Here is a 14,288-nt window from a genome sequence, read left to right as displayed (position 1 = left end):
GTTGGCTGAGTAGTGCCATGCGGACAAACACTGTCTTAGCAGGTCGCTCAGTTCGCCATGTCATCACCGCCCGGATCGTCGACCTCAACAACACGCTCCGCATACATCGACAACCTGAAAGCAATTCTGATCACACTGGTTGTTTTCGGTCACATTGTTGAAATCGGATTCAAGGCCGATGGAGCAAACTCAGAAATATATAGACTCATATATACGTTCCACATGCCGGCGTTTGTTTTTGTTTCCGGCTACCTATCTAGTAAAGATAGATTCGGAACGTCTTGGGCACTCTCTTTTCTAACCCCAATTTCCGTTTACATTCCGTTTCAGTTCTTATACTCATCCCTCGACATCACCTTTAGCGGCAGGTCTGATCTTATTTACTACTTGGTCCGTCCATATTGGCTAATGTGGTACTTACTCAGTTTGGCTATCTGGAGAGCATTTCTCCCATTCCTGCGAGTGACCAATATATCGATCCCACTTTCTATCGGCGTGGCTATACTGGCAGGGTTTGTTGTTCAGGATGGCGGGGAACTGAGCATTGGCCGCACCATCTTTTTCTTGCCATTCTTTCTTGTGGGCTACCGACTGCGGAATACGGATCTAGCGCCGCAACTCAGCGTATGGCGCGTATGTGCGGCTCTTGCAGTGCTCCTGCTCATTCTCCTCATGTTTTTTGGGCCCGCTCATGAGGCAAACGTGCGATGGCTGTTTGGGCGCGAAGGCTATTTCCGACTAAAGGAGCCCGAATGGGGCGGTGCATACAGGCTTGCAGTCTATTTGGTCGCGGCGGCCGGGGTTTGGTCTATCTTACAAGTCACGCCGAGCCGGGCCGGCTGGTGGACTGAGATCGGGCGGCAGAGCCTGTCTGCCTATGTCTGGCACGGATTTTTTATTCGTGCCCTGATCCTCACAGGGGTGTCCGCGTGGGGAGCGAACTTGCCATTCGCAGTCGTTGCTACTTGCATCATCCTTGGCGTTTCAGCATTACCATGGGTGGCGAGCCTGGCCAACGCCCCCATTTTTCTGTTACAACACCTGTTCAGTGCGACCTCTTCGTCGGCCCGCTCCGGCGAACATGGGTGAACAAATATACCTACCGTCGCTACGTCCGATCCAAATCGCGATTAGTCTGCCAGCCCCGCCAGCACCATCAAACCCTTGCGGCGCTTGCGCAGAACAGCCAGTTCTTCCCGGAGCCGGTCGAGTTCGGCCGCCTGACGGATGATCAGGTCGGTCTGGGCGGCGTTGATGCGGGTCAGCTCGTCGATGTCGTGGCGCTCGGTCATGGGCGCAGTCTAGCAACCACAGGTGACGGAACGGTAACTGCGGTGGCCGGTGCCGTCCCATGGGGCTGGACGCTGCGCAAATGGATATGGAATATCCCGGGGCCGAAGTAGCCTATGCCGGGCTGCGCCGGGCCAGAAATGCGCCTGGATGATAACCGGACCGCCATGACGACCCCATCTCCCGCGCCATCGCGCCGCGACTATGCACAGCCTGTCATTGCCGGGGTCCTGGCCGCCATTGTCGGCTATGCCAGCACCTTTACCCTGATGCTGGCGGCCCTGACCGGGGCCGGCGCCAGTCCGCAACAGGCCGGGTCGGGGCTGTTCGCAGTTTGCCTGGCCATTGGCGTTCTCAATATCGTCGTCGCCTGGCGCGTGCGCACCCCGATCAGTTTCGCCTGGACCACGCCCGGCGCGGCCTTCCTGCTGACGGTTGGCGAACCGGTGGGCGGGTTTCCCGCCGTTGCCGGCGCCTTTCTCGCCTGCGCGGCGCTGATTGTCCTGACGGGGCTCATCAGGCCCCTGGCCCGGCTGGTGGCCGCCATACCCGCCGCCATTGCCAATGCCATGCTGGCCGGCATGTTGCTGACCCTGTGTCTTGCACCGATCACCGCCATTGCCGAAATGCCCTGGCAGGCGCTGCCGATCCTTCTGGCCTGGGCAGTGGGGCTGCGGTTTGCCCGGCGCTATGCCGTGCCGATCGCGGTGGCCGCCACGGCGGTCGTGCTCGTCGCCACCACGCATCTGCCGGCCGGCACGTTCGATGGCGCCTGGCCGGCGCTTGTGCCGATCATGCCCGCGTTCACCCTCGATGCGCTGATCCGCATCACCTTCCCGCTCTATATCGTCACCATGGCCTCGCAGAACCTGCCGGGCATCGCGGTGATGAAGGCCAATGGTTTTACCCTGCAACCGGGCCCGATCTTCGTGCTGACCGGGTTGGCCAGCGCGGCCACAGCCTTTTTCGGCGGCATCGCCAATAACCTCGCCGCCATTACCGCGGCGATCTGCGCCGGACCCGAGGCACACCCCGACCCGGCGCGGCGCTGGCCGGCTCCGGTTGCTGCCGGTTTCACGTATCTGCTGCTCGGTCTCGCGGCGAGCCTGGCCGCCGCCTTCATCGCCGCCTCGCCACCGCTGCTGATCCAGGCCGTGGCCGGTCTCGCGCTCTTTTCCAGCCTCGCTTCGTCCCTGGCAGGCGCGCTCACCGAAGAGGACACGCGCCTTCCCGCCATACTCACCTTCGTGGCCACGGCCTCGGGCATCACCATTATGGGCATTGGAGCGCCGTTCTGGGGCCTTGTCGGTGGGATCGCCCTGCTTCTGCTCCTGCGTTCGCAAAAACCGGCATGACGATCCACGCGCTGATTCTGGCTGGCGGACGTGGCGAACGGTTGGGCCAGGTGCGCAAGGCGCTCCTGCGGTTCGGCGGCATGACATTGCTCGAGCGCACCGCCTCCATCATGCGCCAAGCCGGATCACCCCTGCTCGTTGCCTCAGGCCCCGGCCCCGCACCGGCCTGGCCGCAGGGCATGTGCCTGCCCGATGCCGAGCATTTCCATCTGGGGCCCATGGCCGGCATAGCGGCCGCCGCCGCCCACCTGCGCCCCACAGCGGGCGCAGACGACATTCTGGTCAGCGTTGCCGTGGACACCCCTTTCCTCCCAACGGATTTCTGCCCGCGTCTGGTCGCGGCCCTCGAACAGGCCGATGCGGCCTTCGCCGCCTGGGGCGATGACTTTTATCCGACCAATGCGGCCTGGCGCATTCCGGCGCTGGTCGCGCTTCTTGAGCAGGCAAAGCCCGACAGCCCGCGACAGGCTCTCCGGCAGTTGGGCGCTATCCCGGTCACCTGGACCGAGCCGGCAAACCCCTTTGCCAACCTCAACACCCCCGCCGACCTCGTCGCCCTGGCCCGGCGCGCCGGCGCGCGGCCCGAATGACAAGTTATTCACATCGCGGTCCATTGGGGGCTTGGCAAACCGGATCAGTTTGGGTACACGGACCTCGCTTCGCCCCACGGCGAACGCAAAATGTTCCGCGATAGCTCAGTTGGTAGAGCAAGCGACTGTTAATCGCTGGGTCGTAGGTTCGAGTCCTACTCGCGGAGCCATTTCCCCCACCCGATGCCGCAATGACCGCTCCGAATGCGCGGCGGCAATCCCGGCATCCGTTCTCTGCTTTGTGCCCGATGACGCAATGGCAAACGCCCCCATCCTCCGCCGGCATATCAACTGCTCGTGAGCCAGGCCATTTTGCGCGCTGAGCGAACGTCAGGTGCCACCAGCTGAGCCTGCGCAGGCTGGCCGTCGGCGGCCGCAATCCCGGGCGAAAATCGGGGAAAAAGGCCGCCTTCAAAGGATATTCAACAGAGCTTGCAGGTCAAAAAAACATGAGTTATGCAATCACCTTAGCAGGGGTGACCGGTCGGTATGGTAAGGAACTCGGCGCCCGTCCTGCTGGGAGCACACCAATGACCAACAAATCCTCTTGCGCCGTCCGGCCCTTGACGCTGCGGACCGGCCTGTTCGCCGTGGCCATCCTGGGCATCACCTCTGCCGTCTCGGCTCAGGAAACCCGCACGATCGAAGCCGATAACGGCTCGATTGAAATTCCGGCCGCACCGCAGCGCATTGCGACGCTCGGCAACACGACCCTGCCGTTCATCGATATCGGCGGCAAGCCGATTGCCGTGACGGCGGAATCGGATTCGGACATTGCCCGGTTGCCCGACGAGCAGCAGTCGACCTACCAGTCGGCCACCATCCTTGCGGCCAGCGCCGACGAGGTTGATATGGAAGCACTGGCCAGCCTGGCCCCGGATCTCATCCTGGTGCAGGTGCCCGGCGGCGAGTTCGAGCAGATTCGCAAGCAGCTCGAAGCCATCGCTCCCACCGTGTTCTATGGTCTCGACACCGAATGGAAGGCCCTCGCCGACGGCATTGCCGACGCAGGCAATCTGACCGATGCCCTGAGTGATCAGAAGGCTGAATTCGAGACCAAGCTTGCCGGCATCCAGCAGAAGTACGGCGATGTCATTTCCGGCACCAAGTTCGTGGACGTCATTCGCTGGTCGTCTTCCGATCCGGGCACCTTTGCGATCGCCGATATCGGATGCTCCGAAATCGGCCGCGACGAGGTGGGCATCGACTATCCCGAGGCCGCTGAAGGCGCCGAGCCCCTGGCCTGGACGTCCTATTCCTTCGAACAGCTTGGCGACCTCGCGGAGTATGACGTGATCACCTACCCGGTTGGTGCCGATGGCCAGCCGACCGAACCCTTTGTCCCGGTGGTCGAAACCAATACCTGGCAGGCCCTGCCGGCCGTCACTTCGGGCCGCGCGCTGGGCCTCTTCTGCCCCGGCAACAACTCCTACGGCGCCGTACTGCAATACCTCGACTCGCTGGACACCGCGCTGGCGACCCTCCCGGCTGCCGAGTGACATCGCAGGCCACGCATCCTGACGCCCGGGGCGCACTTCCTGTGCCCCGGGCGCGTCGCCGTGTCCCGGGCCTGGTCGTCGCACTTCTGGTCCTCGTCGGGCTCGTCGTGGCCAGCATGATGATCGGCCCCACGACCATTGCACCCGACGCGGTCTGGGACGCATTGGTCAATCCATCGGATAGCATCCATCACTTCGCCGTTCGCGATTTCCGGCTCCCCCGTACCGTGGTCGGCCTGGCGGTGGGCATCGCTCTGGGGCTCTCCGGCGCGCTGATCCAGGCTTTGACCCGTAATCCCCTCGCCGATCCGGGCATTCTCGGAGTCCACGCCGGCGCCTCCTTCGCCGTCACCGTCGCGGTAGGCATGCTTGGTGTCCGTGGCCCCGAAAACTATATGTGGTTCGCCTTTGCGGGCGCTCTGGCCGTGACGCTCATGGTGCTTGCCCTGGGCTCGACACGCCACGGCCAGTCGCCCATCGTCATGGTGCTTGCCGGGGTCTGCGTGGGCGCGGTGCTCGGCGGCTTCCGCGAGGCCCTGCAACTCACCAATCCGGATGCGTTCGATGCCATGCGGTCCTGGAACGCCGGCAGCATTCTCGGCCGCCCCCTCGACGTGGTCTGGCCGATACTGCCCTTCCTTGTCCTGGGGAGCGTCCTCGCCTTCGCGGTGTCCGGCCCGCTCAACGCCCTGGCGCTGGGCGACGATCTGGCCACCTCCCACGGGGTCAAACTGGCAAGGGCACGCGTCCTGTCCGTCCTCGCCATCACCCTGCTCGCCGGCGGCGCCACCGCCATTGCGGGTCCGATCGGCTTTGTCGGGCTCATGGTGCCGCACGTCGCCCGCTGGATTGTCGGCCCGGACCAGCGCTGGATTTTTGCCTACAGCCTGCTGCTCGCGCCCAGCCTGCTCCTGGCATCGGACATCCTTGGGCGGGTGGTCATGCGGCCGGGCGAAATTCCAGTGGGGATCGTCACCGCCTTTGTCGGCGCGCCGGTTCTGATTGCCCTGGTGCGGCGTAAGCGGGTCAGCGGGCTATGAGCGGCGGCGTATCCATTTCATCCCCCCAACGGGGCCCGGTGAAGCGCTGGAAAGTTTCAGCGCGGCTGGCGCGGCGTTCCTTTCTCGTCTGCGTCGTCGTCGCGCTCGCGATCCTCGCCCTCGCGGTGCTCGCCCTGATGACGGGCTCGTACCAGCTCACCCCCCTGCAGGTCATCTCCGCCTTATCGGGCGGCGAGAGCGGCATTGTCCACGAAATCGTCGTCGAATGGCGCTTGCCAAGGGTGGTCGCGGCCATCATCTTCGGCGCCGCACTGGGCGTGAGCGGCGCCATCTTCCAGTCGCTGCTGCGCAACCCACTTGCTGACCCTGGCCTGATCGGCTTCTCGGATGGCTCCTATACCGGGGCGCTGGTGGTGATGCTGTTCATCAATGGCACCTACCTCCAGCTGGCCGCAGGAGCCCTCCTCGGCGGCATGGGAACGGCCGTCATCGTCTATCTCATTGCCTTTCGGGGCGGGGTTCAGGGTTTTCGGTTGATCATTGTCGGCATCGGCGTCTCGGCCATGCTGGCATCGACCAATACCTGGCTGATCCTCAAGGCCGATCTCAACCAGGCCATGTCCGCATCCGCCTGGAATTCCGGTTCGCTGAACGGCATTTCGTGGGATCAGGTTCTGGGCGGCGGCACATGCGTGGTCCTGCTGTTGCTCCTCTCCCTCATATTGAGCCGGCCAATGCGGCAGATGGAACTCGGGGATGACCTGGCCGCCTCGCATGGCATCCGCATAGGCCAGACCCGCCTGGCCCTGATCATGGTGGGCGTGGCCCTGACCGCAACCGTCACCGCCGCATCCGGCCCCATTGCCTTCATTGCCCTCGTCGCCCCACAGATAGCGCGCCGGCTCACCCGCACCGCGGGGATAACGCTTCCGCCCGCTGCGTTGGTCGGTGCCCTGCTCGGCCTCTCCGCAGATTTTGCCGCCCAACACGCCGCACCAAGGCCCTTGCCCGTCGGCATCATCACCGTCATGGTCGGCGGCGGCTATCTCGCCTGGCTGCTCTTCATCGAAGCCCGCCGGCGCCCGTGATCGCAACGCGGGGGCACAAGTTGCCCCTCGCCATATTTCGCTCGTTGCAATTGCCCTCGCGCGCCTGCCGGGTTAGGACGGACGAAACTGTCTTGAAGTCTTTTCCATGACCACTGCTTCGCCCACCGCAGCGCCAGATGCGCAGCGGACTGCCCTGTCGATCATTCTCGCCGTCAGCGGCGCGCATCTGCTCAATGACCTGCTGCAGTTCCTGCTGCCGGCTCTCTACCCGATGCTCAAGGAGACCTATGGCCTCTCCTACCTGCAGATCGGCCTGTTGACGCTTGGCCAGCAGATCACCGCCTGCCTGCTGCAGCCGATCTTCGGATTGTCCGGGGACCTCAAGCCAAAACCCTATTGGCTGGCGCTGTCGATGAGCATTGTCGGGGTCGGCGTTGCCATTCTGGCGGCGGCGAACGGCTTCTGGCTCTTGTTCTTCGCAGCGGTTGTCGTGGGAACCGGCTCGGCGCTGTTCCATCCCGAGGCGTCCCGCGTCGCCCGCATGGCGTCGGGCGGGCGGCTGGGTTTTGCGCAGTCGCTGTTCCAGGTCGGGGGCAATGCTGGCACCGCCCTTGGTCCGCTGGCCGCAGCGCTCATCCTGCTGCCCATGGGACAATCGAGCGTCATCTATTTCCTCGGCGTCGCGGTGCTCGGCCTCATGCTGTTGACCTATGTCGGCCGCTGGTTTGCCGAACACCAGCGCCAGGCCGCCACCCGTCCGCGGCCGGTCGTGGTCAAACCCGTCCTGTCGCGTCAGCGGCTGGTGGTGGCCTTCGCCGTCATCGGCGCCCTGCTGCTCTCGAAGTTCATCTATATCGAGGGGCTCAAGAGCTATTACGCCTTCTTCCTGATCGAAAAATTCGCGCTGTCCGCCCAGGATGCCCAATATTACCTCTTCGCCTTTCTTGGCGCGGTGGCAGCCGGCACCTTCTTTGGCGGACCGATAGGGGATCGCTATGGGCGGCTCGCCGTCATCTGGGTGTCGATCCTGGGCGCCCTGCCCTTCACCCTGGCCCTGCCCTATCTCGACCTGTTCTGGACCTGCGTGATGAGCATTTTTGTCGGGCTGATCCTGTCCTCGGCCTTTTCGGCCATGGTGGTCTATGCGCAGGAACTGGTGCCCGGAAAGGTGGGCATGATTGCCGGCTTCATCTTCGGCTTCGCCTTCGGCATCGGCGCGCTCGGCGCGGCCGCCATGGGCGCGCTTGCGGACTGGATCGGCATGATCGCGGTGTTCCAGATTTGCGCCTTCCTGCCCGCGCTTGGTATCCTCACCATCTTCCTGCCCCGCACGGCAGAACTGCATCCCGGAAGGAGCCCGGCATGAGCGATACCATGGCAGGTGACGGCGAAAGCCAGATCACCCTCTCGCGCACCATTGCCGCCAATGTCAGCGATGTCTTCGCGGCCTGGACCGATCCGGCCCTGATCGAGCAGTGGCAGGTGGACGAGGCCGAGTTCGACGCCTTCGAGGGCGGCACCTATCACTACGTGACCTTCGGCGAAGAGGACGACGAGGCCGATCACGAGGTTTCGGGCGAAGTGCTGCAATTCGTCGAAGATGAGCGCCTCGTCATGTCCTGGGTCCACAAGGACGAGGACGACGAGATGATCTTCGTGCTCGACATCACCTTTGCCCCCGTGGGCGAGGACGCCACCCGCATCACTCTGGTCGAGCGCGGCCTGCCCCATGCCGATGCGCAGACCCGCATCTTTTCCATGGAAGCCTGGAATGCGGCGCTCGAGCAACTGGCAGAATTGATGGAGTGACCTGAACCGGAGCCGGTTCCCGCGCGTATCGGTATGGAACCATCCGGAGCCTTGCCGTGTCCAAAGCCCTTGTGTGGCTGCGCAATGATCTGCGCCTGTCCGACAATCCCGCCCTTGCCGCCGCCGCCACCGCGGATCAGGTGCAGGCCCTCTACATCCACGAAACCGACGGCAACCTGCGGCCCATCGGCGCCGCCGCCCGCTGGTGGTTGCATCACAGCCTGCAAAGCCTCGCCAGGGATCTTGCCGCCATCGGCGTCGACCTGCGCGTGGAAACCGGCCCGGCGCAAGCCACGATCACAGAGGTGGCCAAAGCGTTCGGTGCCGACGAAGTCCACTGGAACCGCCGCTATGCCCCTGCGGCGCGCGATCTCGACGCCACGATCAAGTCATCCCTGCGCGGCGACGGCCTCGCCGTCACCTCCCATCCCGGCAATGTCCTGGTCGAGCCCTGGGATATCGAGACCGGCCAGGGCAAGCCCTATTCGGTGTTCACGCCCTTTTGGAAGACCCTGCGCGACATGCCCATCGCGCGCCCCCTTCCCGCGCCCAGCGGCAACGCCCGCAAATCTCAAAGCGTGGACGGTGACTATCGGCAGCCGCATTGGGCCAAAAAACTTGCCGCCCATTGGACGATCGGCGAGACCGCGGCGCTGGATCGCCTTGACGATTTCCTCGACGAAGTTGCCGCCTATCCCGAAGGCCGCGACGTACCGGCCAAGCCTGCAACCTCTAGGCTGTCACCGCATCTGCGCTTCGGGGAAATCAGCCCGCGCCAGGTCTGGCACCGATCGAGGGCCTTTGCCCATGCCCATCCCGAGCAGGCCGCGGCCGTGGAAAAATTCCTGTCCGAACTGGCCTGGCGCGATTTCAGCTATCACCAGCTTTATCATCGCGACGACATCGCCACTGTGCCCATGCAGCCCAAATATGAGGGCGTCAAATGGCGCCACGCGCCCGCGCAACTGGCGGCCTGGCAGCGTGGCCAGACCGGCATTCCCATCGTGGATGCGGGAATGCGCGAGCTCTGGGAAACCGGCTACATGCACAACCGCGTGCGGATGCTGGTCGCCTCGTTCCTGGCCAAGAATCTGCTGATCGACTGGCGGCAGGGCGAAAACTGGTTCTGGGATTGCCTCGTGGATGCCGACGAAGCCAACAATCCGGCCAGCTGGCAATGGGTCGCCGGCAGCGGGCTCGACGCTGCACCCTATTTCCGCATCTTCAATCCGGTAACCCAGGGCGAACGCTTTGACGGGGCCGGCGACTATGTGCGGCGCTGGGTTCCCGAACTCGCCGGGCTCCCCGAAAGAGTGATCCACAAGCCCGCCGAGGCCCCTGCCGATGTGCTGGAGCAGGCCGGCATCACCATCGGCAGGACCTACCCGGCGCCGATCGTCGATCTCAAGCAGACCCGCCAGCGCGCCCTCGACGCCATCGGGGACCTTTGACACCTCGCCGGGCCGCCTTGTCCGCGCAATACCATTCCCCCATCCGGCCCGGTGCCGATCATCCCTTGCGCGCAGCCCATCGGCAGGGAAACCGCTTGCCGCGACGGGCCCTTATCCCTTGCGGCGCCCCGACGCGCCCCCTACCATAAGTGTCTGATCCTCCACGACATAGACACATGGCCAAGCACCAAGACCTTATCTCCGCCATCGGCAACACGCCGCTGATCCGCCTCAATCGCGTTTCCACGCTCACCGGCTGCGAAATCTGGGGCAAGGCGGAATTTCTCAATCCTGGCCAGTCCGTCAAGGACCGCGCGGCGCTGTTCATCATCCATGATGCGGTCAAGTCCGGCGCGCTCAAGCCGGGCGGCACCATTGTCGAGGGCACCGCCGGCAATACCGGTATCGGCCTGACCCTGGTCGCCAATTCGCTCGGCTTCAAATCGGTGATCGTCATCCCCGATACCCAGAGCCAGGAAAAGAAGGACGCTTTGCGTCTCTATGGCGCCGAGCTCATCGAGGTGCCGGCCAAGCCCTATAGGAACCCGAACAATTACATCAAGGTATCCGGGCGCCTCGCCGAAAAGCTCAATGCGGAACTGCCCAATGGAGCAGTCTGGGCCAACCAGTTCGACAACACGTCCAATCGCCGGGCTCATGTCGAAACCACCGGCCCCGAAATCTGGCAGCAGACCGGCGGCCGCGTGGATGGCTTCATCTGCGCCGTGGGCTCTGGCGGCACGCTTGCCGGGGTCGCCGAGGCCCTGCGAGCCCGCAATCCGGACATCAAGATCGGCCTCGCCGATCCGGAAGGCGCCGCGCTCTACGAATATTTCGCCAATGGCGCCCTGAAATCCTCGGGCAATTCCATCACCGAAGGCATCGGCCAGGGCCGCATCACGGCCAATCTGGAAGGGCTCGATGTCGACATGCCCTACCAGATCTCCGACGCCGAGGCCCTGCCCTACATCTTCGACCTGCTCGAGCATGAAGGCCTCTGCCTTGGCGGTTCCAGCGCCATCAATATTGCCGGCGCCGTGCGCATGGCACGGGACCTCGGCCCGGGGCACACGATCGTCACCGTGCTGTGCGATTACGGCAATCGCTATGCCAGCAAGATCTTCAATCCGGCCTTCCTCGCCGCCAAGAACCTGCCGGTCCCGCCCTGGATGGAAGGCCGCGAGCCGATCGACATCGCCAGCGTCATGGAGGCCGAACCGGCTTGACGGTCACGAGGCACCCGTTGCGACCCACCACCAGGTCATTCCGGCGAAAGCGGGAACCTCGGTTTCAAAAGTAGACCTCAACCCCCGCCTCCGCGGGGGCAGGCTCTGAGCCCGTCGAAGGAAGAGGTCGTGGCGGGATCGACGGGCCCGACCTCGTGGTTCGACAAGCTCACCATGAGGTCTCTCTGACGCCCTGCCCCACCGGCTCCATCGCCCCCTCGCCCCTCTGGGGAGAGGGACGGGCTGAGGGGTGAAAGCCCCAATACAGCTGCAGCCCTTCGACCCATCCCCGGGTCATTCCCGCGAAAGCGGGAACCTCTGGTTCAGAACCAACCCCGCCATCAAAACTATCAGTAGGCCTCATCCGGAGCCCGTCGAAGGACGAGGTCGTGGCGGGAACAACGGGCCCGACCTCGTGGTTCGACAAGCTCACCATGAGGTCACACTGGCTCACTGGCTCACTGGCTCACTGGATCACTGTATGGTCGGACACCACAATGTCATCCCGGCGCAGGCCGGGATCCATGTCCGCATCTCGGAATGCCCCCGGGCAGAGGTTGCTCTCAGACAACAACCCAACGTGCCGCTCGCCCGACGCCACCCCAACGCCCCCGAGACCCCCACATGCAATTCGACCTACCCGCCAAATCCCAGATTGGTGGGGCGGTCGTTGCGATAGCCGTTGCGCCGGCGCGGTTCGGTCACGCTGTCCAGCCGCTCCACCGCAAAATTCCTGGCCCAAAGCGATCCGCGCCCACGCATCAGGAACCCGAAATAGATGATCGATGCGGCATCGGGCACGTCGAGCGTGATGGAGAAATCCTTCCACGCGTGGCTGCCGCTGACCGGCATCCCCGGTTGGTCCATGAGATTGTCGAACCGCAGGCCGCGCCCATTGTCGCCGTCGACCCGCAGCCAGATGGAGCCGGCCCCATCCAGATGCTGGCAGCTCAATTGAGCAGAAACCCGCACCGAACCGCCGGCATAGGCGTCTGCGTCAATGCTCTGGGCCAGCGTGCCGAATTGGGCCGCCGGCGCGTGGTCGGCAAGGGCTGTGCTGGCGATCACCGCGCATCCCGGCCGTTCGGGGTCGAGCCCCATGCGGAAATAACCATCGCGATTGACGCTGGCATCGTGCCAGCCTTCCGGCATGGCCAATGGCTTCTGTGCCGCGGTCAGCGCCTCGATCCGGGCACTGAGGATATTCCAGTTGCCGAGGCCGAATTGGCGGGCCACGAGTTCGAGACAATCGCTGTGGGTGAGTGCAATGCCGCGCTCTGCCAGGGACTGCCGCAGCAGTTTGGCCATGAGTTTTGCGTCCATGAAGCTATGCATGGTCTGATCCTTTCGGACGGGCAAATCGGTGGTCAGTGCTCGCCTTGCTGACGGCTCGCCCGTATCCTTGGGTCAAACCAATCGGCGGATCGCGCGTTCACCATCCCAACAGGGGCGAGCGGCCGGCCGCGCGAAGCCGTAAACGATGCTACGCTCAGCCACAGGTTAGTCAAGGTTGCCGCGCGCGCCGTCGCTGCTACATTGGCTCCCCAAACTGACGAAGGCACAAAGTGTTCGGCATCGACGATCTCATCCGCCTCATCGTGGCCGATTTTCACATCGTGGCGCTGATCATGGGGGCCGTCTATCTGCTGGCCATCGTCTGCGCCATCCGGGAAATCCTCAATTCCCGCACGTCGCAGGGCTCCATCGCCTGGCTGATTTCGCTGGTCCTCCTGCCCATCCCCTCCGTCTTCCTTTACCTGATCTTCGGCTGGAAGCTGTTCGATGACTATGCCACCGACCGCGTGCGGAATGGCCGTGCGGATCGTCCGCTGCGAGCCCGGGATCTGGCGCTGATCGATCGGGAAACCGACGCGCTCTGGCCAGTTCAGGCCCATGTGTCCGAACTGCCCTTTCTCAAGGGCAATGAGGTGGAAATCCTGGTCGATGGCGAGGCGACTTTCGATTCCATCTTTGCCGGCATCGACGCGGCCAAGGACTATCTCCTCATCCAGTTCTATATCGTGCGCGACGATGCGCTGGGCCAGAAGCTGGCGGAGCGGCTGATCGCCAAGGCGCGCGAGGGCGTCGCGATCTTCCTGCTGTATGACGATATCGGCAGCAATGGCATGCCGCGCCGTTTTCGCACGGAACTGCGCGAAGCCGGCATCAAGGTCGCCGGCTTCAATTACCGGCACAAGCTGCTGCGCTTTTACGGCCCCTTCCGCATCAACTACCGCAATCACCGCAAGATCGTGGTTGCCGATGGCAAGCACGCCTGGGTCGGCGGCCACAATGTCGGCATCGAATATCTCGGCCAGTCCCCGCGCTTCGGCCATTGGCGCGACACCCATGTCCGGGTGTCCGGTCCGGCCGCACTGGGTTGCGCCCTATTGTTCCGGGAAGATTGGGAATGGGCGACGGGTGAATTGCTGCCCAACCGGCCCCCGGCCGAACTGGAAACGCCGGGCGACAAATCCGTGCTGGTGATGGGCAGCGGGCCCGCCGACAAGCTTGAGGAATGCGCGATCGCCTTTACCGATCTGATCGGCCGCGCCCGCGAGCGCCTGTGGATCGTCAGCCCCTATTTTGTGCCCGATACCGATATCCGCACGGCGCTCTTCGCCGCGCGGCTGCGCGGGGTCGATGTGCGCATCATGCTGCCCGACAATCCCGATCACAAACTGGTCTGGCTGGCGAGCATGGCCCATGCCGATTCCATGGTCGAGCACGGCATTTCGGTGTTCCGCTATACCGACGGCTTCCTGCACCAGAAGGTGGTGCTGATGGATGACCAGATCGCCACCATCGGCAGCGTCAACTTCGACAACCGGTCCTTTGCCATCAATTTCGAGATCACCTTGTGGTTCACCGATGCCGAGACCATAGCCGGGGTCGAAGCCATGCTGCTCGAAGATTTCAAATCCTGCCGACAGGTCGGGCGGGCCGAAGTCGAGAGCCGTCCATGGCCGCTCTATGTCATGACCCAGGCCGCCCGCCTCCTCTCCCCCGTACTTTGAG

General features: G+C 63.8%; 12 protein-coding genes, 1 tRNA gene and 1 pseudogene. 12 read left to right on the top strand and 2 right to left on the bottom strand.

Annotation, left to right across the window (positions count from 1 at the left end; genetic code table 11):
- Positions 1-57 precede the first annotated feature (57 nt).
- Positions 58-1,089: an acyltransferase family protein gene (locus KIT02_RS02150; protein ID WP_297581683.1), complete on the top strand. Its 1,032-nt coding sequence runs from the start codon at positions 58-60 to the stop codon at positions 1,087-1,089.
- Positions 1,090-1,130: 41 nt separating this feature from the next.
- Here the strand turns inward: KIT02_RS02150 and KIT02_RS02145 are convergent, their stop codons facing one another.
- The gene (locus KIT02_RS02145) at positions 1,131-1,292 is read right to left on the bottom strand and encodes a hypothetical protein (RefSeq protein WP_297581680.1); all 162 of its coding nucleotides are present in this window, start codon (positions 1,290-1,292) and stop codon (positions 1,131-1,133) included.
- Positions 1,293-1,457: 165 nt separating this feature from the next.
- On the opposite strand from KIT02_RS02145, the gene KIT02_RS02140 reads away from it, so the two are divergent.
- From KIT02_RS02140 to KIT02_RS02095, 10 genes are all read left to right on the top strand, one after another.
- Positions 1,458-2,645 carry a benzoate/H(+) symporter BenE family transporter gene (locus KIT02_RS02140; RefSeq protein ID WP_297581677.1) on the top strand — a complete coding sequence of 396 codons (1,188 nt, stop codon included), beginning with the start codon at positions 1,458-1,460 and terminating at the stop codon, positions 2,643-2,645.
- Positions 2,642-3,235, top strand: coding sequence for a molybdenum cofactor guanylyltransferase (locus tag KIT02_RS02135; RefSeq protein WP_297581674.1), 594 nt, complete (start codon positions 2,642-2,644; stop codon positions 3,233-3,235). Before KIT02_RS02140 ends, KIT02_RS02135 begins: the two co-directional genes overlap by 4 nt.
- 94 nt (positions 3,236-3,329) lie before the next feature.
- Positions 3,330-3,405, top strand: a tRNA-Asn gene (locus KIT02_RS02130).
- 360 nt (positions 3,406-3,765) lie between these two features.
- The gene (locus KIT02_RS02125; protein WP_297581670.1) at positions 3,766-4,734 is read left to right on the top strand and encodes an ABC transporter substrate-binding protein; all 969 of its coding nucleotides are present in this window, start codon (positions 3,766-3,768) and stop codon (positions 4,732-4,734) included.
- Positions 4,735-4,775: 41 nt separating this feature from the next.
- Entirely contained in the window at positions 4,776-5,774 is a 999-nt protein-coding gene (locus KIT02_RS02120; protein ID WP_297581667.1) for an iron chelate uptake ABC transporter family permease subunit, read from the top strand.
- Between the two features lie 38 nt (positions 5,775-5,812).
- Entirely contained in the window at positions 5,813-6,823 is a 1,011-nt protein-coding gene (locus KIT02_RS02115) for an iron chelate uptake ABC transporter family permease subunit (protein ID WP_297581664.1), read from the top strand.
- Positions 6,824-6,929: 106 nt separating this feature from the next.
- The gene (locus KIT02_RS02110) at positions 6,930-8,150 is read left to right on the top strand and encodes an MFS transporter (RefSeq protein WP_297581662.1); all 1,221 of its coding nucleotides are present in this window, start codon (positions 6,930-6,932) and stop codon (positions 8,148-8,150) included.
- Positions 8,147-8,593, top strand: a complete 447-nt coding sequence (locus KIT02_RS02105) for an SRPBCC domain-containing protein (RefSeq protein WP_297581660.1) — start codon at positions 8,147-8,149, stop codon at positions 8,591-8,593. The genes KIT02_RS02110 and KIT02_RS02105 overlap by 4 nt, the downstream gene beginning before the upstream one ends.
- A 56-nt stretch (positions 8,594-8,649) precedes the next feature.
- Positions 8,650-10,044 (top strand): deoxyribodipyrimidine photo-lyase, encoded by a 1,395-nt coding sequence (locus tag KIT02_RS02100; protein WP_297581657.1) that lies wholly within the window; start codon positions 8,650-8,652, stop codon positions 10,042-10,044.
- A 176-nt stretch (positions 10,045-10,220) separates the two neighbouring features.
- A complete protein-coding gene (locus tag KIT02_RS02095; protein WP_297581654.1) occupies positions 10,221-11,270 on the top strand; it encodes a cysteine synthase A in 1,050 nt (349 codons plus the stop codon).
- A gap of 1,179 nt (positions 11,271-12,449) precedes the next feature.
- Here the strand turns inward: KIT02_RS02095 and KIT02_RS02090 are convergent.
- Positions 12,450-12,605, bottom strand: a pseudogene (locus KIT02_RS02090) (glyoxalase superfamily protein); the annotation flags it as partial.
- Positions 12,606-12,835: 230 nt separating this feature from the next.
- On the opposite strand from KIT02_RS02090, the gene cls reads away from it, so the two are divergent.
- Positions 12,836-14,287, top strand: a complete 1,452-nt coding sequence (gene cls / locus KIT02_RS02085; protein ID WP_297581651.1) for a cardiolipin synthase — start codon at positions 12,836-12,838, stop codon at positions 14,285-14,287.
- Position 14,288 lies beyond the last annotated feature (1 nt).

The organism is Devosia sp. (assembly GCF_025809055.1).
In the GTDB taxonomy this organism is placed as follows: domain Bacteria; phylum Pseudomonadota; class Alphaproteobacteria; order Rhizobiales; family Devosiaceae; genus Devosia.
This window is presented reverse-complemented; position numbering and strand designations above follow the sequence as displayed.

Excerpts from the sequence above, each read along its gene's own strand:
- KIT02_RS02145 (WP_297581680.1), bottom strand. The coding sequence starts at position 1,292 with ATGACCGAGCGCCACGACATCGACGAGCTGACCCGCATCAACGCCGCC.
- KIT02_RS02150 (WP_297581683.1), top strand. The coding sequence starts at position 58 with ATGTCATCACCGCCCGGATCGTCGACCTCAACAACACGCTCCGCATAC.
- KIT02_RS02140 (WP_297581677.1), top strand. The coding sequence starts at position 1,458 with ATGACGACCCCATCTCCCGCGCCATCGCGCCGCGACTATGCACAGCCT.
- KIT02_RS02135 (WP_297581674.1), top strand. The coding sequence starts at position 2,642 with ATGACGATCCACGCGCTGATTCTGGCTGGCGGACGTGGCGAACGGTTG.
- KIT02_RS02125 (WP_297581670.1), top strand. The coding sequence starts at position 3,766 with ATGACCAACAAATCCTCTTGCGCCGTCCGGCCCTTGACGCTGCGGACC.
- KIT02_RS02105 (WP_297581660.1), top strand. The coding sequence starts at position 8,147 with ATGAGCGATACCATGGCAGGTGACGGCGAAAGCCAGATCACCCTCTCG.
- KIT02_RS02110 (WP_297581662.1), top strand. The coding sequence starts at position 6,930 with ATGACCACTGCTTCGCCCACCGCAGCGCCAGATGCGCAGCGGACTGCC.
- KIT02_RS02095 (WP_297581654.1), top strand. The coding sequence starts at position 10,221 with ATGGCCAAGCACCAAGACCTTATCTCCGCCATCGGCAACACGCCGCTG.